At 50.2% G+C, this 19,800-nt stretch carries 22 protein-coding genes; 19 read left to right on the top strand and 3 right to left on the bottom strand.

Annotated features, from left to right (window positions below; translation table 11 throughout):
- Positions 1–10 precede the first annotated feature (10 nt).
- From rpmF to prpF, 18 genes are all read left to right on the top strand, one after another.
- Positions 11–175: a 50S ribosomal protein L32 gene (gene rpmF, locus WG68_RS19455; protein ID WP_019675618.1), complete on the top strand. Its 165-nt coding sequence runs from the start codon at positions 11–13 to the stop codon at positions 173–175.
- Positions 176–181: 6 nt separating this feature from the next.
- Positions 182–1,222, top strand: coding sequence for a phosphate acyltransferase PlsX (gene plsX / locus WG68_RS16445; protein ID WP_200897620.1), 1,041 nt, complete (start codon positions 182–184; stop codon positions 1,220–1,222).
- A gap of 6 nt (positions 1,223–1,228) precedes the next feature.
- Positions 1,229–2,188 (top strand): beta-ketoacyl-ACP synthase III, encoded by a 960-nt coding sequence (locus WG68_RS16440; RefSeq protein ID WP_046558820.1) that lies wholly within the window; start codon positions 1,229–1,231, stop codon positions 2,186–2,188.
- A gap of 34 nt (positions 2,189–2,222) precedes the next feature.
- Complete coding sequence (gene fabD, locus WG68_RS16435; RefSeq protein WP_083981942.1) at positions 2,223–3,164, top strand: ACP S-malonyltransferase; 942 nt, start codon at positions 2,223–2,225, stop codon at positions 3,162–3,164.
- Positions 3,165–3,166: 2 nt separating this feature from the next.
- Positions 3,167–3,913: a 3-oxoacyl-ACP reductase FabG gene (gene fabG, locus WG68_RS16430; RefSeq protein WP_046558818.1), complete on the top strand. Its 747-nt coding sequence runs from the start codon at positions 3,167–3,169 to the stop codon at positions 3,911–3,913.
- A gap of 127 nt (positions 3,914–4,040) precedes the next feature.
- The gene (gene acpP / locus WG68_RS16425) at positions 4,041–4,277 is read left to right on the top strand and encodes an acyl carrier protein (RefSeq protein ID WP_046553717.1); all 237 of its coding nucleotides are present in this window, start codon (positions 4,041–4,043) and stop codon (positions 4,275–4,277) included.
- A gap of 80 nt (positions 4,278–4,357) precedes the next feature.
- Positions 4,358–5,596, top strand: coding sequence for a beta-ketoacyl-ACP synthase II (gene fabF, locus WG68_RS16420; RefSeq protein ID WP_046558817.1), 1,239 nt, complete (start codon positions 4,358–4,360; stop codon positions 5,594–5,596).
- Positions 5,597–5,675: 79 nt separating this feature from the next.
- Positions 5,676–6,461, top strand: a complete 786-nt coding sequence (pabC, locus tag WG68_RS16415) for an aminodeoxychorismate lyase (RefSeq protein ID WP_046558816.1) — start codon at positions 5,676–5,678, stop codon at positions 6,459–6,461.
- Positions 6,458–7,483 (top strand): endolytic transglycosylase MltG, encoded by a 1,026-nt coding sequence (gene mltG / locus WG68_RS16410; protein ID WP_046558815.1) that lies wholly within the window; start codon positions 6,458–6,460, stop codon positions 7,481–7,483. The genes pabC and mltG overlap by 4 nt, the downstream gene beginning before the upstream one ends.
- Complete coding sequence (gene tmk / locus WG68_RS16405) at positions 7,476–8,117, top strand: dTMP kinase (RefSeq protein WP_046558814.1); 642 nt, start codon at positions 7,476–7,478, stop codon at positions 8,115–8,117. Before mltG ends, tmk begins: the two co-directional genes overlap by 8 nt.
- Positions 8,110–9,039: a DNA polymerase III subunit delta' gene (holB, locus tag WG68_RS16400; RefSeq protein ID WP_046558813.1), complete on the top strand. Its 930-nt coding sequence runs from the start codon at positions 8,110–8,112 to the stop codon at positions 9,037–9,039. Before tmk ends, holB begins: the two co-directional genes overlap by 8 nt.
- Positions 9,027–9,353: a PilZ domain-containing protein gene (locus WG68_RS16395; protein WP_046558812.1), complete on the top strand. Its 327-nt coding sequence runs from the start codon at positions 9,027–9,029 to the stop codon at positions 9,351–9,353. The genes holB and WG68_RS16395 overlap by 13 nt, the downstream gene beginning before the upstream one ends.
- Positions 9,354–9,371: 18 nt before the next feature.
- Positions 9,372–10,160 carry a TatD family hydrolase gene (locus WG68_RS16390; protein ID WP_046558811.1) on the top strand — a complete coding sequence of 263 codons (789 nt, stop codon included), beginning with the start codon at positions 9,372–9,374 and terminating at the stop codon, positions 10,158–10,160.
- Positions 10,161–10,702: 542 nt separating this feature from the next.
- Positions 10,703–11,386: a GntR family transcriptional regulator gene (locus tag WG68_RS16385; RefSeq protein WP_046558810.1), complete on the top strand. Its 684-nt coding sequence runs from the start codon at positions 10,703–10,705 to the stop codon at positions 11,384–11,386.
- Position 11,387: 1 nt separating this feature from the next.
- On the top strand, positions 11,388–12,278 hold the full coding sequence (gene prpB, locus WG68_RS16380; RefSeq protein WP_046558809.1) for a methylisocitrate lyase: 891 nt from the start codon (positions 11,388–11,390) through the stop codon (positions 12,276–12,278).
- Positions 12,279–12,338: 60 nt separating this feature from the next.
- Positions 12,339–13,469 carry a bifunctional 2-methylcitrate synthase/citrate synthase gene (prpC, locus tag WG68_RS16375; protein WP_046558808.1) on the top strand — a complete coding sequence of 377 codons (1,131 nt, stop codon included), beginning with the start codon at positions 12,339–12,341 and terminating at the stop codon, positions 13,467–13,469.
- 5 nt (positions 13,470–13,474) lie between these two features.
- Positions 13,475–16,060 (top strand): Fe/S-dependent 2-methylisocitrate dehydratase AcnD, encoded by a 2,586-nt coding sequence (gene acnD, locus WG68_RS16370; RefSeq protein ID WP_046558880.1) that lies wholly within the window; start codon positions 13,475–13,477, stop codon positions 16,058–16,060.
- Positions 16,061–16,351: 291 nt separating this feature from the next.
- Complete coding sequence (prpF, locus tag WG68_RS16365; protein WP_046558807.1) at positions 16,352–17,539, top strand: 2-methylaconitate cis-trans isomerase PrpF; 1,188 nt, start codon at positions 16,352–16,354, stop codon at positions 17,537–17,539.
- Positions 17,540–17,602: 63 nt separating this feature from the next.
- Here the strand turns inward: prpF and WG68_RS16360 are convergent, their stop codons facing one another.
- The 3 genes from WG68_RS16360 to WG68_RS16350 are packed head-to-tail and all read right to left on the bottom strand — an operon-like array spanning position 17,603 to position 19,163.
- A complete protein-coding gene (locus WG68_RS16360; protein ID WP_046558806.1) occupies positions 17,603–17,875 on the bottom strand; it encodes a DUF2442 domain-containing protein in 273 nt (90 codons plus the stop codon).
- An 11-nt stretch (positions 17,876–17,886) separates the two neighbouring features.
- Positions 17,887–18,153 carry a DUF4160 domain-containing protein gene (locus tag WG68_RS16355; protein WP_046558805.1) on the bottom strand — a complete coding sequence of 89 codons (267 nt, stop codon included), beginning with the start codon at positions 18,151–18,153 and terminating at the stop codon, positions 17,887–17,889.
- Between the two features lie 44 nt (positions 18,154–18,197).
- The gene (locus WG68_RS16350) at positions 18,198–19,163 is read right to left on the bottom strand and encodes an integron integrase (protein WP_046558804.1); all 966 of its coding nucleotides are present in this window, start codon (positions 19,161–19,163) and stop codon (positions 18,198–18,200) included.
- A 268-nt stretch (positions 19,164–19,431) separates the two neighbouring features.
- Between WG68_RS16350 and WG68_RS16345 the strand changes: the two genes are divergently transcribed.
- Complete coding sequence (locus WG68_RS16345; RefSeq protein ID WP_046558803.1) at positions 19,432–19,662, top strand: hypothetical protein; 231 nt, start codon at positions 19,432–19,434, stop codon at positions 19,660–19,662.
- Positions 19,663–19,800 lie beyond the last annotated feature (138 nt).

The raw sequence follows: 19,800 nt of genomic DNA, 5'->3' as shown, positions 1-19,800 counted from the left end.
GAGAAATACCATGGCTGTTCAGCAAAACAAAAAATCTCGTGCACGTCGTGACATGCGTCGCTCACATGATGCGTTAACTGGCCCTACGCTGTCAGTTGATTCAACTACGGGTGAAACGCACCGTCGTCACCACATTACTGCCGATGGTTTCTACAAAGGCCGTAAAGTAAAGTAAATCTGGATGCACCTGGTGCAGCCATTAAAGATTAAACTTGCTTTAGATATGATGGGGGGCGACCATGGCCCCCTTACTACTATTCCTGCAGCCCTGGCAGCGATAGCGGAATTCCCTCATTTAGAACTTGTGTTGTGCGGTGACCCTTTGTTACTGGAACAGCAACTCGTTTTCTATAACAGCTTTCCTCATCCTCAGCTGTGTGTAGTTGCCAGCAGTAACGATGTTGCTATGGCCGATAAGCCCTCTGTTGCCCTGCGCAATAAACGTGAATCATCGATGCGCCGGGCGCTGGACTTAGTTGAGCAGGGCACTGTGCAGGCGTGTGTCAGCGCTGGTAATACTGGTGCTCTGATTGCGATGGCCCACTATGTGCTAAAAATGCTGAACGGCGTGGAACGCCCAGCGCTGATCAGTGGTTTACCCAGCTGTAAAGGCAACCCGGTGTATATGCTGGATTTAGGCGCAACCGTTAACTGTGACGCTGATACCTTATTTCAGTTTGCTGTGATGGGCGCTGTGATGGCCGAAGAAGTGGTGGGTATTCGTTTTCCCAAAGTCGCTTTGTTAAACATGGGCGAAGAGGAAATTAAAGGTTCAGATCAAATTAAACGGGCTTCGCAATTACTAACCAGCTGCAACGACATTAACTACATCGGTTATATTGAAGGCGATGATATTTTTTCCGGCAAGGCCGACGTTATTGTCTGTGATGGCTTTGTCGGTAACGTGGCATTAAAAACCTGTGAAGGCGTGGCCAAACTGATTTTGCGCCGTTTTGAAAGCAGCATGCGACAACGAATGAGTGCGCAGCTTTTCGGCTGGTTACTGAAACCTTTTATAAAAAGTCTTTATCAGGGAGTGAACCCCGACCACTATAACGGCGCAAGTCTGATAGGATTGCGCGGAATTGTAGTGAAAAGTCATGGAAATGCGACAAAAGACGCATTTTTAAGTGCCATCCGACAAGCAGTGTGCGAGGTTGAACGCCAGGTGCCTGCTAAAATTAAAGATCGGTTGGAACACGTATTAATTGATAAAGCATAGGCTCGCATGTACTCACGCATTATTGGTACCGGGAGTTATTTCCCGTCACACGTTCGCACCAACGCCGATCTGGAAACCATGGTGGAAACCACCGATGAATGGATTATTGAGCGAACAGGTATAAAAGAGCGGCGGATCATCGGTGCTGACGAAACTGTCGCTACCATGGGCGCCCAGGCTGCACTGCAGGCGATTGCTGCAGCGGGCATCGATAAAAACAGCATCGATATGATTATCTGTGCCACCACCAGCGCTGCCAGGGCCTTACCCAGTGCGGCTTGTGAAATTCAGCGCGAGCTGGCTATCCCTGCTATCCCTGCTTTTGATATTGCGGCCGCCTGTGCCGGCTTTTGCTATGGCCTGAGTGTGGCAGATCAATATATTAAAACCGGTATAGCCAAGCGCATTATGGTGATTGGTTCTGATTGTCTGTCGCAATTAATCAGCCCGGAAGACCGCTCCATGGTGATTTTGTTTGGTGATGCGGCTGGTGCGGTATTGCTGGAAGCTTCAGCAGAGCCGGGTATTTTATCAACCCATATTCATGCCGATGGCAAATACTCTGAATTACTGTATGTCGATAACCCTATTCGCGGTGATGAGCACTCGGTGCACAACTCCTGGGGCAGCATGAAAGGTAATGACGTGTTTAAAGTGGCCGTTAACAAGTTATCTCAGGTGGTCGAACAAACGCTGAGTGCCAATAATATGGATAAATCCGAAATTGACTGGTTGGTACCGCATCAGGCAAATTTACGCATTATCTCTGCGGTCGCCCGCAAACTGGATATGTCGATGGATCAGGTGGTGATTAACCTTGACCGTTATGGCAATACCTCTGCTGCGACTGTGCCAACGGCATTAGATGAAGCGATACGGGATGGCCGGATCAAACGTGGCCAGACATTATTGCTGGAAGCCTTCGGCGGCGGTTTTGCCTGGGCTTCTGCGCTGGTTCGGTATTAAATTTACATCGCTGATTTAAAATGCAGGACAAACAATGACTCAAAAACTTGCAATCGTATTCCCCGGACAGGGTTCACAAAGTGTCGGTATGCTTAATGAGCTGTATCAGCATGATATCGTTAAAAGTACCTTTGCCGAGGCCTCTGCTGCGCTGGGTTACGATTTATGGGCGTTAGTGGCAAATGGTCCGGAAGCGGATTTAAACGAAACACAGCGTACACAACCGGCGTTATTGACAGCGTCAGTAGCGGTTTGGCGTTTATGGCAGCAGCAAGGCGGCACTACGCCTGCTTATCTGGCAGGCCATTCCCTGGGCGAATATTCCGCGCTGGTTTGTGCAGGCGTGCTCAGTTTGGGGGCGGCAGTAAAGCTGGTTGAGCAACGTGGTCATTATATGCAACAGGCAGTACCGGCCGGAGTTGGCGGTATGTCGGCTATTATTGGCCTGGACGATGCTGCCATTGCTAAGGCTTGTGCAGACGCGGCGCAGGGTGAAGTGGTGGCGCCGGTTAATTATAACTCGCCAGGGCAGGTAGTCATTGCCGGCCATAAAGCCGCGGTTGAGCGGGCTGGCGAGTTGTGTAAAGCTGCTGGTGCCAAGCGGGCGTTACCTTTACCGGTGAGTGTGCCATCGCACTGTGCCCTGATGCGCCCGGCCGCTGAGCAGCTGGCCACCGATTTAGCGGCGCTGAGTTTTAACCCAGCGCAAATACCGGTTGTCAATAATGTTGATGTTAGTGTGGCAGGTAGCAGTGATGCCATTAAAGATGCGCTGATCCGCCAGTTATATAGCCCGGTGCGCTGGACAGAAACCATAACCTGGCTGGCAAGCCAGGGTGTGACGGATGTGATTGAATTAGGTGCGGGCAAAGTACTTAGCGGCCTGATTAAACGTATTGATAAAAATCTTAATAGCAGTTCGGTGAACGATCAGGCATCTTTAGCCTCGGCGCTAACCCAGCTGACACAGGAATAACGATGACAAACTTACTCTCATTAGAAGGCAAAGTGGCCCTGGTAACTGGTGCCAGCCGTGGTATAGGCCGGGCGATTGCTGAACAATTAGCTGCTTTGGGCGCCAAAGTGGTGGGTACTGCTACCACTGAAAAGGGCGCAGCGGCAATTTCTGCCTATCTGGCTGATAAGGGCAAGGGCCTGGTGTTAAACGTTACAGACACCGATTCTATTGAACAATGTTTAGCGGAAATAAAAAACCAGTTTGGCGAAATTGATATTTTGATTAATAATGCCGGCATTACCCGCGACAATTTATTGATGCGGATGAAAGATGACGAGTGGTTTGACATTATTCAAACTAACCTGACATCGGTGTTTCGGTTAAGCAAAGCAGTATTGCGCAGCATGATGAAAAAACGGTATGGTCGTATTGTGACCATTGGCTCGGTAGTGGGTTCAATGGGTAATGCTGGCCAGACTAACTATGCCGCGGCAAAAGCCGGGGTGTTAGGCTTTACTAAATCACTGGCACGCGAAGTAGCGTCACGGGGTATTACGGTAAATGCGGTAGCACCAGGCTTTATTGATACTGATATGACAAAAGAGCTATCAGACGAGCAAAAAGAAGCTATATTCTCGCAGGTCCCGGCTAACCGGCTGGGCCAGCCAGAAGAGATAGCGGCGACAGTAGCCTTTTTAGTCTCGGCACCGGCAGCCTATATTACCGGTGAAACAATTCACGTTAACGGCGGGATGTATATGCTGTAAGCAAAGCAGGTTTGACCAGCAAAAAATGCTGGCAAGCATGCTTGCAACAGTTGCAGCTTACGCATAAACTAGCGCCACACAAAATTGCACGAATTGTTGCGATTTATATGAGAAAAAGGAAGAAAAGATGAGCAACATCGAAGAACGCGTTAGAAAAATTATCATTGAGCAGCTAGGTGTTAAAGAAGACGAAGTGAAAAACGAAGCGTCTTTCGTAGATGATCTGGGTGCCGACTCACTGGATACCGTTGAGCTGGTAATGGCGCTGGAAGAAGAATTCGATACTGAAATCCCTGACGAAGAAGCTGAGAAAATCACAACGGTTCAGTCGGCGATTGACTATATTAAAGCCCACGCTGAGTAAGCGAAAAGCTTGTAAAACGGGTAGCTAAGCTACCCGTTTTCGTTTCAAGACAGATAAAATTTGCTAAGACGGAGGACACGATGGCAAAACGTCGTGTGGTAGTGACCGGTCTGGGAATGTTAACGCCACTTGGCAATGACGTCACCAGCAGCTGGCAGGCTTTGCAGCAAGCCAAAAGTGGTATCAGTTTTATCGAACATTTCGATGCCAGTGCATACACTACAAAATTTGCAGGGTTGGTCAAAAACTTTGATATCGAACCTTATTTTCCGGCCAAAGAAGCCAAGAAAATGGATTTGTTTATCCAGTATGGCGTGGCCGCAGGTATGCAGGCATTTCGCGATTCCGGACTGGAAGTCACTGAACAAAACGCGCCGCGCATTGGTGCAGCCATTGGCTCTGGGATCGGTGGTTTAGGCTTAATTGAAGAAAATCATATTAAGTTACTGAACAGCGGCCCTAAGCGTTTATCTCCATTTTTTGTACCCTCTACTATTATCAATATGATTGCGGGTCATCTTTCTATTAACCTGGGGTTACAGGGACCCAATATCAGTATTGTCACAGCCTGTACTACAGGGGTGCATAATATTGGCCAGGCTGCGCGGATGATTGCTTACGGTGATGCCGATGCCATGATTGCCGGTGGAGCTGAAAAAGCATCTACTCCGATGGGCATGGGCGGTTTTGGTGCAGCCAGAGCCTTGTCTACCCGTAACGACGCGCCTGAGCAAGCCAGCCGCCCCTGGGACAAAGACCGTGATGGTTTTGTGCTGGGCGATGGTGCCGGCGTTATGGTAATAGAAGAGTACGAGCACGCCAAAGCCCGCGGCGCCAAAATTTACGCTGAACTGGTAGGTTTTGGTATGAGCGGTGATGCTTACCATATGACGTCGCCGCCAGAAAACGGTAAAGGTGCTGCACTGGCAATGAAAAATGCCCTGAATGATGCCGGGGTAAATCCGGAGCAGGTGCAATACATTAATGCCCATGGTACGTCGACGCCGGCTGGTGATATTGCTGAAACCATGGCGATTAAATCGATCTTCGGCGCTAAGCCGGCTAATTTAATGGTCAGCTCGTCTAAATCGATGATGGGCCATTTGCTTGGCGCAGCCGGTTCGGTTGAATCGATTATCACGGTGTTGTCATTGCAGGATCAGCTGGTAACGCCAACTATCAATCTGGATAACCCCAGCGAGGGTTGTGATCTGGATTATGTGCCGCATACTGGCCGCCAGGCTAAGCTGGAATATGCCTTGTGTAACTCCTTCGGGTTTGGTGGTACCAACGGCTCTATCCTGTTTAAGCGGGTGTAGCCGAGGTGTGTTTAGTACAAAGGCTGCTGCGGCAGCCTTTGTTTTATCTGCAATTTAAGGCATACTCGGCCTTATTTCCTTGTCGTTATTCAGCCACGTGACCAACACTATCAGTATTAACGACCGTTGCTTTTTATATGGTGACGGCTTTTTCAGCACTGTCCGGGTCGTTAAAGGTGTCGCCCAGTACTGGCCTTTGCATCTGGCCAGGTTGCAAGCGACGGCGGCGCGGCTTGGCATTACCGTGCCAGACTGGCGTCAGGTAACCCAAGCGGTTAACGATGCGCTGGGCGCGGCTAACGCTGATAATCAGGTGCTGAAAATTCAGATTTCCCGCGGTGAGGGCAACCGGGGTTACAGCCCGGTTGGTATAGCGCCAGCCAGTATTTATATCAGCCTCAGCCCGATGCCCGATTATCGCCACTGGCAACAGCAAGGCGTGAAACTGGCGCTAGCCGAGCTGCGCCTGGCGGTGCAACCGGCGTTGGCTGGCTTAAAACATTGTAACCGGCTGGAGCAGGTATTGTTAAAGCAGGAAGCCAGCAAACGCGCGGTGGATGACTTACTGGTGTGCGATCAGCAAGGCTATGTTACCGAAGCTATTGCAGCTAACCTGTTTTTGCACCGCGCTGGCCGCTGGTATACGCCAGAGTTAAACCGGGCCGGCGTTGCCGGGGTGATGCGCAGCCAGCTGCTGCATTTCAGGCCGGATATCGAGCTGGTTAACTGGCAAATGTCTGAATTGGCTGATGTCGATGCTATGGTACTGAGTAATGCACTGATGGGGCTGGTGCCTGTGCAATCTTACAATAACCACGCGCTGAACCTGGCGCTGGCCAAAAGCTGGTGCAACGAAGTGTTATGATAAAGAAACTGGTTTTATTACTGTTGTTAGCTGTGATCGCTGTGATCGCTGCGGCGCTGACGCTGAATTATGGCATTAAACAGCTTGAGCAACGACCACTTACCCTAAGCGAACCCTACATTATCGTGGCCTCTGGCAGCAGTGCCCGCGGCCTGTGTCAGCAGTGGCTGCAGCAGGGCCAGCTTAACGCCTACGATTGCCAGTTATTGCGGCTGTATTTAAAATGGCAACCCGAATTAGCCAAAGTGCGGCAGGGTACCTACCGTACGCCTGCAACACCCACCTTATTATCATTACTCCGGCTGTTTGCCAGCGGCGATGTCGCCCAGTTCAGCCTGACCTTTATTGATGGTGAAACGGTACAGCAGGCGCTCGGTCGTTTGCAGGCGGCGGACTATTTGCAGCAAGACATCAACAGCACCAGTCAGATGCTGGAATTGTTGCAGTGGCCTGACGATTGGGGGGCTAAACCCGAACATCCGGAAGGTGTCTTGTTTGCCGACACCTATTTTTACACGGCAAACAGTGCCGCCAGTGAACTGGTTAAGCGCGCACAGCAGGCGCTAATGCGTCAGCTCGATCAGGCGTGGCAGCAACGTCAGGCTGAGCTGCCGCTGCAAAATCGCTATCAGTTGTTGATTATGGCGTCTATTATTGAGAAAGAAAGCGGTTTACTGGCAGAAAAACCGCTGGTAAGTTCGGTGTTTATCAACCGCTTAAATCGTAATATGCGGCTGCAAACTGATCCAACTGTTATTTACGGTTTAACAGAATACAGCGGCCGCATAACCTATGCAGATTTACGCAATCCGCATCCTTATAATACCTATCGCCACCATGGGTTGCCGCCGGGGCCTATCTCGCTGGTTGGCGCCAGTGCTTTGCAGGCTGCAGCACAGCCAGATAGCAGTGACTATTTTTATTTTGTCAGTCGTGGCGATGGCTCGCATGTGTTTTCCCAAACACTGCAGCAGCATAATGCGGCGGTAAGAAAATATATTTTGGGAAAAAGTAATGACTAAAGCCGGTAAATTTATTGTGGTTGAGGGGCTGGAAGGCGCAGGGAAAAGCAGCGCTATGGCAACGATCCGGAACTGGTTACAACAACAGCAACTGACGGTGGTCTGTACCCGGGAGCCAGGCGGTACGCCGCTGGCAGAAAAACTGCGGACCCTGGTCAAGCAGGTTGATGATACCGAGTTATTAGCGCCGGAAACGGAGTTGCTGCTGATGTATGCGGCACGGGTACAGTTACTGACCAATGTGATCCGGCCGGCATTGGCTAACGGCAACTGGGTGCTGGCTGATCGGCATGATATGTCGTCCCGCGCTTATCAGGGCGGCGGCCGCCAGCTGGACGAACAGCTGATTAACAACTTGCGTCAGACTGTGCTGGGCAGCACCCGGCCTGATTTAACTCTGTATCTTGATATTGACCCGGCAATTGGTTTAAGCCGCGCGGCCGAGCGGGGCGAGCTGGATCGGATTGAGCAGGAGCAACTGGCGTTTTTTATCCGCACCCGGCAAAAGTACCAGCAGATAGCCGCCACCGAACCAGATATTGTCACCATAGACGCCGCCATGCCGCTGGCCGAGGTGCAGCAGGCGATTGTTGCAGCCCTTAACCGCCATTTGCTGGGCGGGCTGCATGGCTGAGTTGTATCCGTGGCTTAGTGGTGCCTTTAGCCAGTTGCAGCGGCTTGTTGCTAATGGCCAGCTGGCGCATTCGCTGGTATTTTACGGCGCGGCAGGTATTGGTAAAGGCACGCTGGCGGCGGCGCTGGCCGCCTTATTGTTGTGTAAAAACCGCCAGACAGCTGGCGCCTGTGGCAGTTGTAAAAGTTGCCTGCTGCGCCAGGCTGGCAACCATGCCGATTTACTGATCTTACATAGTGAAACTCAGCATATCGGCGTAGATGCTATTCGTCAGCTCAGCAGTTTTAGCCATGGCTCAGCACAGCAGCAAGGCAATAAGGTGGTGATTATCCCGGTGGCTGACAGCATGACAGAGGCCGCGGCCAATGCACTGTTAAAAACGCTGGAAGAACCGCCCCATGGTTGCTTTATTATTCTGGTTACCGATAACTACCCACAATTATCGGCCACTATCCGCAGCCGTTGTCAGCAGTGGCCGTTACGTGCAGCGGATGCCGCCCAGGTTGCACAGTGGCTGAGCCAGCAAGCCGGGGCGCAGCAACCATTGCCAGCCAAATTACTGGATTATTGTCAGGGGGCACCGTTAAAAGCGCTGCATCTGCTGAACACTAACGGCAGCGACAGCCTGGATGCGGCGCTGGCATTGCTGGACGATTTTTTTAATGGCAAACTGGAATTGGCAGTTACCTGTAAGCAGCTTGATGCCAACCCGGAGCTGGCCGGCATTCTCGGCTTTTATTTGCGCCAGCGTCTGGTACAGCCGCTGGAGTTTATGCGCCAGCAGGCCGCTTTATTGGCTTATCAGCGTTGGTGTCGTGACGCCGCTCAGATAATAGGGCAAAATAGCGTACTGGCGTTAACGGCTTTACTGACCGAATTAAAACCTTTGTTGCAACAACAGGAGACAAAATGGAAGAACTGACCCTGGGCTTTAGCGACAGCAAAGAGTTGTATCGCTGCTATATGCCTTTTTTTAAAAACGGTGGGTTATTTATCCGCTCGGCCCGGCAATATAAAATGGGCCATTCGCTGGCGCTGAGCGTCACCTTACCTGATTCGTTGGAGCCGATAGTGGTAACCGGCAAAGTAGCCTGGGTGGCACCACATGGCTCGCAAAGTGCCAACCCGGCAGGTATCGGGGTAGCGTTTATCGACGATAAAGCTAACCTGGCAGGACAAATTGAAAAGTTGCTCGGTGGCATGCAAAACAGCACTGATCCCACTTACACGATGTAACAGTTTTAAGAGGTTGTTTTGTTTGTAGATTCTCATTGTCATCTGGACCGGTTAGAACTGGATAAGCTCGGCTTGAGCCTGCAACAGGTTATTGAGTCAGCGCTTGAACGCCAGGTTGAACATATGCTGTGTGTTTCGGTAAGTCTTGCTGAGTTTGCCGCTATGGCCGAGGCGGTATCGTCTTTTCCACAGGTGTCGGTGTCATGTGGTGAACATCCGCTACATCAAACCGGTACCGTTGAGCCACAGCAGTTGCTTAGCTTATGTCAGCTGGCGCAGGTGGTCGCCGTGGGTGAAACCGGGCTGGACTATTTTTATGCACCAGAGTCGAAACTGGCCCAGCAAGATGCTTTTGTCAGCCATATTGAGGTAGCGCGTCAGGTAAGCAAACCGTTAATCGTGCACACCCGGGATGCGCGCAGCGATACTATCGCTTTGTTAAAATCGCACCGGGCTGAGCAGGCGGGCGGGGTACTGCATTGTTTTACCGAAAACTATGAGATGGCTAAAGCAGCACTGGATTTAGGTTTCTATATCTCCATCTCGGGTATTATGACTTTTCGCAATGCCGATGAACTGCGCAGCGTGGTGAAAAAGCTGCCGTTAGATCGTTTGTTAATTGAGACAGATTCACCTTACCTGGCGCCTGTACCCTACCGTGGCAAAACCAACCAACCGGCTTATGTTACGGCGGTAGCATCGGCGATTAGCGAGCTGCGAGGTATTAGTCTCGAGAGCCTGGCTGCCCAGACCACCGCTAATTTTTACCGGTTGTTTCCATTGTGTAAAGCTGACTTAAGCGTTTGATTTACATTGCTTGTTTAGGTTGGCGATAATACTGAAGTGACAGATAAAAGAAGCCCAGAACCAATCCGAATTGTTCTGGGCCTAGGGGAATGGCTCATAGGGAATGAGCCGTGCGCTATCGAAAAAGTATTTCAGTTCAGGTAACTGCAAGTGTAGTAAAGCTAATTCACTTTTGCCTGTTGCAACATTGGTCTGACTGCCTTTTTTTTCAAAAGTTACCCACCGCTTCCGCTCAGGTTATACCCAGCTTATCCCCTGTTTTGAGCCGCCGTCAGGCATGATTACAGTCTTTGCTCGTTTTTAGGTGCAACGCTTGGTTATAAGCAGTCTGCTTACTTAACAGCATTTTAATGAAAAAAAAGTCTAAAAATAATCGCAGTTGAATTATCGGCGCGACATTTTGCTGTTGCAAAATCGTGTTGCCTACTAGCGATATCACTACGACTTTAGGCGTATATTGTCGACAATTTTAGCGTGCGCCGCTTGACATAGCGCTGTAAGAAGCATAAAAAGGGCACATTAATTATTTATGTCGACAATTTATGCATCTGTCTCATCCTGCTTTGCGTCAACCTGTTACTGCTGCCGATCGGGTTTTGCAGGAAATTCAGCGGGCCATTGTGGAAGGGGATATTGCTGCTGGCAGCAAGATCAGCGAGCCCGAACTGGCGCGACGCTTTGACTTAAGCCGGGCGCCACTGCGCGAAGCGCTGGCCCGCTTAGAGCGTTGCCATTTAATTGAGCGTATTCCGAATGCCGGTGCTCGCGTGGTTAAATTGTCGACAACTGGTCTGCTGGCGCTGTATCAGTTACGCGAGAATCTGGAAGGGCTGGCCTGTAAACTGGCGGCTGAGCACATGACAGATGCTGAAATAACTGAAGTACGGCAATTATTAGATCAGCATCTGGCCTCACAGCGGGTACGCGAGGGCGAAAGTTATTATCAGGAAGCCGGCGATCTGGATTTCCACTACCGCGTGATCCTGGGAAGTAAAAATAGTTATTTAATCAATATTTTATGCGATGAGTTGTACTACCTGGTGCGCATGTACCGGGTGCAGCTTGGCATGAACGGACCACGGGTATCCCGTGCGTTTGACGAACATAAAGCTATTATTAATGCCATTGCTAACCGCGATGGTGAGCTGGCCGATTTACTGATGCGCCGGCATATTGCTGCATCGCGGCGTAATATCGAATTACAACTTGAGCAAACAGGAACCTGATATGGCTAATACACTGACCGCTGGCGCCAAATTTCGCGCCGCTATTACCGCAAACCAACCGTTACAAATTGTCGGCACCATTAATGCGTACTCCGCGATGATGGCAGAGCGCTGCGGCCATCAGGCCATTTATCTGTCGGGAGCAGGCGTGGCTAATGCTTCTTTTGGCTTGCCAGATTTGGGCATGACCTCATTAAACGATGTTTGCGAAGACATTCGGCGCATTACCGCCGCCACCAGTGTTCCGCTGCTGGTGGATGCCGATACCGGCTGGGGTGGCGCTTTTAATATTGCCCGTACCGTGAAAGAAATGAGCCGTGCTGGCGCGGCCGGTTTTCATATTGAAGATCAGGTAGCGCAAAAGCGCTGTGGCCACCGGCCGAATAAAGAAATTGTTTCATTGGACGAAATGGTAGACCGGGTTAAAGCCAGTGTGGATGCCCGTGACGATGCAAGCTTTTTTATTATGGCGCGCACCGATGCTTTGGCCCAGCAGGGGTTAGAGGCGGCACTGGAGCGGGCATTAGCCTGTGAAGCGGCCGGCGCCGATGCTATTTTTGCCGAAGCGGTGCACACCCTGGAGCAATACCAGGCTTTTACCCAGGCGTTAAAAGTACCGGTACTGGCGAATATTACTGAATTTGGCCAAACGCCACTGTTCAATAAAACCGAGCTGGCCAGTGTCGGGGTAGCCATGGTGTTATACCCACTGAGTGCTTTTCGGGCAATGAACAAAGCGGCGCTGCATGTGTATCAGTCTATTCTGGCCAATGGCGATCAGAAGGCGGTAGTAGATAGCATGCAAACCCGCGCCGAATTATATGACTTTTTAAATTATCACAGCTTTGAGCAAAAACTCGATGCGCTGTTTACTGACGGTAAAAACAAATAAGCCGCACTAAAGCGCACTCCAGACCCATTAGCTGAATTAAACGAAATAGGAAACACGATTATGGCAAATGCAAAACCCCTTACCGGTGCCGGCCTGCGCGGCCAGGTAGCAGGCAAAACCGCGTTATCTACCGTAGGTAAAACCGGCTCAGGCTTAACCTATCGCGGTTATGACGTAAAAGATTTAGCGGCCCACTGCGAGTTTGACGAAGTAGCCTACCTTATTTTAAAAGGCGAGTTACCCACAAATGCTGAGTTATCAGCTTATAAAACCAAACTAAAAAGCCTGCGCAGCCTGCCACAAGCTTTGAAAGATGTGTTAGAGCGTATTCCTGCCTCAGCGCACCCGATGGATGTAATGCGTACCGGTTGCTCTATGTTAGGCAACCTGGAAACCGAGCACAGTTTCAGCGAGCAGCAAGATGCTACCGACCGCATGCTTGCACTGTTTCCGGGCCTGGTAAACTACTGGTACAACTACAGCCATCACGGCAAACGGGTAGAGGTGGAAACCGATGCTAACTCTACCGCTGAACAGTTTTTGTGGACCCTGCACGGCGAAAAACCGACGGCGCTGCACACTGAAGTGATGGAAGCGTCGCTGATTTTATATGCCGAGCATGAGTTTAACGCCTCTACCTTTACCGCCCGGGTATGTGCTTCTACCCTGAGTGATATGCACTCTTGTATTACCGGTGCTATTGGCTCGTTGCGCGGGCCACTGCATGGTGGTGCCAATGAAGCGGCGATGGAATTAATTGAAGAGATGCAAAACCCGGATGATGCCGAGCAAAAACTGCTGGGTATGTTAGAACGCAAAGAAAAAATTATGGGCTTTGGCCATGCGGTGTATTCTGAGTCAGACCCGCGTAATGCGGTGATTAAAGCCTGGTCAGAAAAGCTGGCTAAGGCTAATGGCGATAGCCGTTTGTATGATGTCTCTGAGCGTTGTGAAGCGGTAATGTGGCGCGAGAAGAAGCTGTTTTGTAATGCCGACTTTTTCCATGCCTCAGCTTATAACTATATGGGTATTCCAACCAAGCTGTTTACGCCTATTTTTGTTTGCAGCCGCTTAACCGGCTGGGCGGCCCATGTGATGGAGCAGCGCGCCGATAACCGCATTATCCGGCCAAGTGCTGACTATGTTGGCGTAGAGCCACGCAGTGTGAAACCGATTGCTGAGCGCGGGTAACTATGATGAACAGCGAATACCGAAAAAAACTGCCCGGCACCAACCTGGAGTATTTTGATACCCAGGCTGCTGTCGATGCCATTGAACCTGGCGCTTACGCCAAGCTGCCTTATACCTCTCGGGTATTTGCCGAGAACCTGGTGCGCCGCTGCGATAAGGCCAGCCTCAGCGATTCGTTAAAGCAATTTATTTATCGCAAGCGCGATTTAGACTTTCCCTGGTTTCCGGCGCGGGTGGTCTGCCACGATATTTTGGGCCAGACTGCATTAGTCGATTTAGCCGGTCTGCGTGACGCCATAGCGGCAAAAGGCGGCGATCCGGCCAAGGTTAACCCGGTAGTGCCTACCCAGTTAATTGTTGATCACTCATTAGCGGTAGAACATGCCGGTTTTGAAGCCGGTGCCTTTGATAAAAACCGCGCTATTGAAGACCGTCGTAACGACGACCGCTTCCACTTTATTAACTGGACCAAAAAAGCCTTTAAAAATGTGGATGTGATACCTCCGGGCAACGGCATTATGCACCAGATAAATCTGGAGCGGATGTCGCCGGTGATCCATGTAAAAGACGGTGTGGCTTTTCCGGATACCTTAGTGGGTACCGACAGCCATACGCCGCATGTAGATGCGCTGGGCGTGATTGCCATTGGCGTAGGCGGCTTAGAGGCGGAAAGTGTCATGTTAGGCCGTGCCAGCTGGATGCGCCTGCCCGATATTATCGGTGTGGAGCTAACCGGTAAAGCGCAAAGCGGCATTATGGCCACCGATATCGTGCTGGCACTGACTGAGTTTTTACGCAAAGAAAAAGTGGTGTCGGCCTATCTGGAGTTTTACGGCGAAGGTGCCAGCAGCCTGAGTTTAGGCGACAGAGCCACCATCTCTAATATGACGCCGGAATACGGCGCTACCGCCGCCATGTTCTCGATTGATCAGCAAACACTGGATTATTTAACCTTAACCGGCCGCGACAGCGCCCAGGTAAAACTGGTTGAAACCTACGCCAAAACTGCCGGGCTCTGGTCTGACAGTTTAAAAACAGCAGAGTACGAGCGGGTACTGACCTTTGATTTATCCAGTGTTGGCCGCACTATGGCCGGGCCCTCTAACCCCCATGCCCGCCTGGCTACCAGCGATTTAACGGCCCGTGGTATTGCCGGTAAGTATGAGCTTGAGGAAGGGAAAATGCCTGATGGCGCTGTGATTATCGCCGCCATTACCAGCTGTACCAATACCTCTAACCCGCGCAATGTGATTGCGGCCGCCTTACTGGCCCGTAATGCCAATAAGCTGGGTTTAAGCCGTAAACCCTGGGTGAAAACCTCACTGGCACCCGGCTCTAAAGCGGTGCAGCTGTATCTGGAAGAAGGTAAGCTGTTAACCGAGCTGGAGCAACTGGGCTTTGGCATTGTCGGCTTTGCCTGTACTACCTGTAACGGTATGAGCGGCGCGTTGGACCCGGTAATTCAACAGGAAGTGATTGAACGCGATCTGTACGCCACGGCGGTGTTGTCCGGTAACCGTAACTTTGACGGTCGTATTCACCCTTATGCCAAGCAGGCGTTTTTAGCCTCGCCAGCGCTGGTGGTGGCCTATGCCATTGCCGGGACTATCCGTTTTGACATTGAAAAAGATGTGCTGGGTTATCACGAGGGTAAAGCCATTACCTTAAAAGATATCTGGCCGGATGATGCTGAAATTGATGCGGTAGTGGCCAGCAGCGTTAAGCCTGAGCAATTTCGCCGGGTATACGAGCCTATGTTTGCTGTAGAAGTGGATTATGGTGACAAAGTTACTCCACTGTACGACTGGCGGCCACAAAGTACTTATATTCGCCGCCCGCCATACTGGGAGGGGGCATTGGCTGGTGAGCGCAGCTTAACCGGCATGCGGCCGCTGGCGCTGTTGCCGGATAACATTACCACTGACCATTTATCACCGTCCAACGCTATTATGCTCGACAGTGCCGCCGGTGAGTATTTACATAAAATGGGCTTGCCGGAAGAAGACTTTAACTCGTACGCTACCCATCGCGGCGACCACTTAACGGCGCAACGCGCTACCTTTGCTAACCCTAAACTGGTTAATGAAATGGCCGTGGTAGATGGCAAGGTAAAACAAGGCTCGCTAGCCCGCATTGAGCCAGAGGGCAAAGTCACCCGCATGTGGGAAGCCATTGAAACCTATATGGCGCGTAAGCAGCCACTGATTATTATTGCCGGTGCTGATTATGGCCAGGGCTCGTCGCGCGACTGGGCAGCCAAGGGCGTGCGCTTAGCCGGGGTAGAGGCCATTGCCGCTGAAGGCTTTGAGCGGATACACCGCACTAATCTGGTAGGAATGGGGGTATTACCGCTGGAGTTTATGCCGGGTACTAACCGGAAAACCCTGCAGCTCGATGGCACCGAAATCTATGACGTGATTGGCGAGCGTACTCCCCGCAGCACCCTAACCCTGGTGATTCGCCGCACTAATGGTGAGAAGCTGGAAGTGCCGGTAATGTGCCGCTTAGACACCGCAGAAGAGTTGTCGATTTATGAAGCCGGTGGCGTACTGCAGCGCTTCGCCCAGGACTTTTTGCAAGGGGCGATTTAGCTAACGGTTCAAAAGTACGCAGAAATTGCTGCGATTACAACGCTCTGAACTGCTTGTCACAGCAACTCGTCCTTTGCCTTCGGCAGGACTCAGACACTCTGTGACAACATTTCAGAGGTTCTAATCTTCGCTGACAGAGTGCATTGGTTCCTGAAGGGAGAGCCGATGTCTCTTTATGTTATCACAGAGTGTTTGAAGGAGTGCCGCTGGCACGACTGAGTTGCTGTGATGAGCAGAAAGAGATTTTCGGCTCGGACTTAACAGATGAACGAATAGAACAGACAGGTATTTATGACCACACCACAAATTAAAATTCCCGCAACTTACATGCGTGGCGGCACCAGCAAAGGCGTATTTTTTAAACTTAACGACCTGCCAACGGTTGCCCAAGTGCCAGGCAAAGTGCGCGACAACTTGCTGCTGCGGGTAATTGGCAGCCCGGACCCTTACGGCAAACACACTGATGGCATGGGCGGCGCTACCTCGAGTACCAGCAAAACGGTGATTTTAAGCAAAAGCAGTAAGCAGGATCACGATGTTGACTACCTGTTTGGTCAGGTCGCGATAGATAAACCCTTTATCGACTGGAGCGGCAACTGCGGTAACTTAACCGCAGCAGTGGGCTCGTTTGCCATCAGCAATGGCTTGGTGGCTGCCGAGCGTATTCCGCAAAACGGCATTTGCACGGTGCGCATCTGGCAGGCGAATATTCATAAAACCATTATTGCCCATGTGCCGATAACCAATGGTGAAGTGCAGGAAACCGGTGATTTTGAACTGGACGGTGTAACCTTTCCCGCCGCCGAAGTGGCCATTGAGTTTTTAAACCCGGCGGCCGATGCAGGCGAGGGCGGTGGCGCGATGTTTCCAACGGGTAACTTAGTGGATGAGTTAGAGGTGCCGGGTATTGGTACCTTTAAAGCTACCCTGATTAACGCCGGTATTCCGACTATTTTTGTTAATGCCGCCGATATCGGTTACACCGGCACTGAATTGCAGGAAGCGATTAACGGTGATGACGCTGCGCTGGCCCGCTTTGAAACCATCCGTGCCTATGGTGCGGTGAAAATGGGCTTAATTAGTGATATCAGCCAGGCAGTCGCCCGGGCGCATACGCCAAAAATTGCCTTTGTGGCCCCGCCACAAAGCTATGTGTCGTCTAGCGCTAAGCAAGTAAATGCCAACGACATTGATTTGCTGGTACGGGCGCTGTCTATGGGCAAACTGCACCACGCCATGATGGGCACGGCAGCAGTGGCCATAGGCACAGCTGCGGCTATTCCTGGCACTCTGGTAAATATTGCTGCCGGTAGTATCGCGCGCGAAGCCGTAAGCTTTGGTCATCCGTCTGGCACCTTACGTGTTGGTGCTGCCGCTGAGTTGATAAATGGCCAGTGGACAGTAACCAAAGCCATTATGAGCCGCAGCGCGCGGGTGTTAATGGATGGTTGGGTTAAAGTGCCGGGTGATTGTTTCTAAGCAGTACAAGTCATTCAAGTAACTGAACAGGGCGCTGCAGCGCCCTGATTTTTTGCGAACGGTTCAACCACCGCTATTGGCCAGCAATTCAGTATGCTGTTGGTGACGTTGGCAATGCCGATAAACAAATTCTGGTGCGAGATCGACCCCAGCACGCCATTCCACAGTGTCAAAAGACACAAATACCTCATTAAAGGCAGAGGTTTCTTTCAAGCGTTTAAATACGCCAAAGTCCAGATAAGGTTTCATATCCAGAATGCCTTGTTCACCATTAGCAAATTCAATTACTAATTGATAGTTTTCCCGTGCGGTTACCCGTGTTACTGCCGGATGCATTATTAAACCTCTTATTGCAGTGGCTGGATTTTAAAAGGCTCCTCGCCATTCATCACCAGAGCCCAATCGGCGATCAGTTCCTCTTTATGAAGTTCCGCCCATGCCAATACAAGCTTTGTTTGCCTACCTGGGAGGGTACCCCGCATAAGTTCACCCTTTTGAATGTCTATGGTTGCTCTGTAATCGCCATAGTAAACATGAAAATGCGCTGGCGGATGTTCTTTAGGAGCATAATACATTCGTATAATAATGCCATAGAACATTGAGATTGTTGGCATCGTTACTTTCCTTTTTCAGTATAGCGAAAGCTATCTGTTTTTACCTAAAACAATTGTGACAATGGGCTTTTTACGCCACTGGCACCACGATTAAGCACGTGGGTATAAATTTGGGTGGTACGAACATCGCTATGACCTAGTTGCTCTTGTACGGTACGGATATCGGCGCCAGCTTCCAGCAAGTGAGTGGCGAAGCTATGACGTAAGGTGTGGCATGTCACGTTTTTGGGAATAGCCACTTTGCTGGAGGCGATTTTAATTTCTCGTCTCACGCAGCTTTCATCTAAGTGATGGCGGCGTAATAGTTTTGATTCAGGATCAACACTTAACTGCAGTGAGGGAAAGAGATACTGCCAGCCAAACTGCCTGGGGGCGCCCGGATTCTTGCGGGCCAGTGCATAAGGCAACCATACGCCCGCATACTCAGGGTTGGCCAGATCTGCCTGGAAATACTGCAACACAAACTGACTTTGTTGTTTTAGGGTTGGCACCAATTCCGGTGCCATTGTAACCCGTCGATTTTTATTGCCCTTACCTTGCCACACCATTACCGACAGATAATCGTAATCAATATCCTGCACTCTTAGCCTTACTGCTTCCATTAAACGCAAACCACTTCCGTACATTAACTGGGCAAGTAACTTATATTTTGGGTCAATGACACGAAGTAACGCAGCAACTTCTTGCCGGGTGAGTACGACAGGTAACTTAGGTGAAAGTTGTGAGCGATTAAAGTTTAAATCCAGCGATAATGGCTGTTGCAATACTTTGCTGTATAAAAAACTTAGCGTATTAAGCGCACTAGCCTGAGTGCGGGGTGCCACATTACGCTGATTAGTTAAATAACTAAGAAAACGCTCTACATCCTGGTCATTCAGTTTGGTGGGATGCTGCTTGTTGTTGTACAGAATGTACATTTTTATCCAGTAAACATAACTCTCAACCGTTCTTTTTGCATAACGTTTAGCATACATAAATTCGGCAATATGTTGTAAAAATGGCGAAGACATGTGCGAACCCTTAAAATAAATTGACATGTATGTATATACAGTAGTTGGTGAATTTAATGTTAGCAAGTTAATCGCAAGGGCTTTACACGCTTTCAACACAAGTTGTTGCATTTTTTGAAAAAAAACTTGTTGATTTACGGTAGGTTATTGGATAGTGTTATTTCATTTACAAAACATAGAAGGGAATTTACACGGTTTGAAAGCGTGTACGTTCCAAACTATTAAGCTGTTAGCTGTATGATGATTCAAGCTCGGAGGCAAATTCAGAATGAAAAGGGATAGCAAAGTATTTTTAGCCGTGGCTGTAATTCTTAGTATTATCAACTTAATTGATTTCATTTTTTACGGTCAGAAAATTGGATATCTAGCTTTAGCTATAGGGTTTTCATTAATGGCATTTGGCACTTATAGAGATAACAATATCGCATCGTTATTCGGTGCTGTAATTGTTATTTGTGGATTCACTGCCAAGTGGTTTCTTGATTATGATTTATTCTAAAGCTGGTACTTTTAATGTGCTCGGCATACTTTAACGCAGCTAACAAGCGCCTTAAACATCGCGGCCTGCGGCCGCTGGACTCGCAACAAGTTGCTCGCCGTTTAGGCGCGCGTTAGCAGGTGCTCGGGTTTTAACGGT

The organism is Arsukibacterium ikkense (genome assembly GCF_000987775.1).
GTDB classification, from domain to species: domain Bacteria; phylum Pseudomonadota; class Gammaproteobacteria; order Enterobacterales; family Alteromonadaceae; genus Alishewanella; species Alishewanella ikkense.
Note: the sequence above shows the minus strand (reverse complement) of the source record. Positions and strands in the feature narration are given on the sequence as shown.

Excerpts from the sequence above, each read along its gene's own strand:
- fabD (WP_083981942.1), top strand. The coding sequence starts at position 2,223 with ATGACTCAAAAACTTGCAATCGTATTCCCCGGACAGGGTTCACAAAGT.
- WG68_RS16360 (WP_046558806.1), bottom strand. The coding sequence starts at position 17,875 with ATGCATCCGGCAGTAACACGGGTAACCGCACGGGAAAACTATCAATTA.
- acpP (WP_046553717.1), top strand. The coding sequence starts at position 4,041 with ATGAGCAACATCGAAGAACGCGTTAGAAAAATTATCATTGAGCAGCTA.
- holB (WP_046558813.1), top strand. The coding sequence starts at position 8,110 with ATGGCTGAGTTGTATCCGTGGCTTAGTGGTGCCTTTAGCCAGTTGCAG.
- prpF (WP_046558807.1), top strand. The coding sequence starts at position 16,352 with ATGACCACACCACAAATTAAAATTCCCGCAACTTACATGCGTGGCGGC.
- plsX (WP_200897620.1), top strand. The coding sequence starts at position 182 with ATGCACCTGGTGCAGCCATTAAAGATTAAACTTGCTTTAGATATGATG.
- mltG (WP_046558815.1), top strand. The coding sequence starts at position 6,458 with ATGATAAAGAAACTGGTTTTATTACTGTTGTTAGCTGTGATCGCTGTG.
- fabG (WP_046558818.1), top strand. The coding sequence starts at position 3,167 with ATGACAAACTTACTCTCATTAGAAGGCAAAGTGGCCCTGGTAACTGGT.
- WG68_RS16385 (WP_046558810.1), top strand. The coding sequence starts at position 10,703 with ATGCATCTGTCTCATCCTGCTTTGCGTCAACCTGTTACTGCTGCCGAT.
- WG68_RS16350 (WP_046558804.1), bottom strand. The coding sequence starts at position 19,163 with ATGTCTTCGCCATTTTTACAACATATTGCCGAATTTATGTATGCTAAA.
- rpmF (WP_019675618.1), top strand. The coding sequence starts at position 11 with ATGGCTGTTCAGCAAAACAAAAAATCTCGTGCACGTCGTGACATGCGT.
- fabF (WP_046558817.1), top strand. The coding sequence starts at position 4,358 with ATGGCAAAACGTCGTGTGGTAGTGACCGGTCTGGGAATGTTAACGCCA.
- WG68_RS16440 (WP_046558820.1), top strand. The coding sequence starts at position 1,229 with ATGTACTCACGCATTATTGGTACCGGGAGTTATTTCCCGTCACACGTT.
- tmk (WP_046558814.1), top strand. The coding sequence starts at position 7,476 with ATGACTAAAGCCGGTAAATTTATTGTGGTTGAGGGGCTGGAAGGCGCA.
- prpC (WP_046558808.1), top strand. The coding sequence starts at position 12,339 with ATGGCAAATGCAAAACCCCTTACCGGTGCCGGCCTGCGCGGCCAGGTA.
- WG68_RS16395 (WP_046558812.1), top strand. The coding sequence starts at position 9,027 with ATGGAAGAACTGACCCTGGGCTTTAGCGACAGCAAAGAGTTGTATCGC.
- prpB (WP_046558809.1), top strand. The coding sequence starts at position 11,388 with ATGGCTAATACACTGACCGCTGGCGCCAAATTTCGCGCCGCTATTACC.
- WG68_RS16345 (WP_046558803.1), top strand. The coding sequence starts at position 19,432 with ATGAAAAGGGATAGCAAAGTATTTTTAGCCGTGGCTGTAATTCTTAGT.
- WG68_RS16355 (WP_046558805.1), bottom strand. The coding sequence starts at position 18,153 with ATGCCAACAATCTCAATGTTCTATGGCATTATTATACGAATGTATTAT.
- acnD (WP_046558880.1), top strand. The coding sequence starts at position 13,475 with ATGAACAGCGAATACCGAAAAAAACTGCCCGGCACCAACCTGGAGTAT.